We start from the raw sequence: 266 nt of genomic DNA, 5'->3' as shown, positions 1-266 counted from the left end.
TACGGTCAACATAACTAGCGATGCGGATATTGCTACGGGGGATGTTGTATTTACCTTCACTTTCTCGGAAGCGGTCACAGACTTTACTGTTGATGACATTAATGTCACCAATGGCACGGCTGGTGAGTTAACCACAGTTAGCCCTAGTGAATATACGCTGTTGGTAACTCCTAGCCCCAACTTTGAGGGGAATTTGACTGTGGAGGTAGCCCCAGAAGCTGCTACCGACGCAGCAGGGAACTTGTTGGTGGCTCCTGCACCCTTTG

1 protein-coding gene is annotated in these 266 nt (G+C 49.6%); it reads left to right on the top strand.

The annotated features are described in order from the left end of the window. The coding region (locus P5683_RS26230; RefSeq protein ID WP_315649131.1) for an Ig-like domain-containing protein at window positions 1-266 on the top strand (266 nt) is incomplete at both ends.

It is taken from the genome of Limnospira sp. PMC 1279.21 (assembly GCF_032349615.1).
Taxonomy (GTDB): Bacteria; Cyanobacteriota; Cyanobacteriia; order Cyanobacteriales; family Microcoleaceae; genus Limnospira; species Limnospira fusiformis.
Note: the sequence above shows the minus strand (reverse complement) of the source record. Positions and strands in the feature narration are given on the sequence as shown.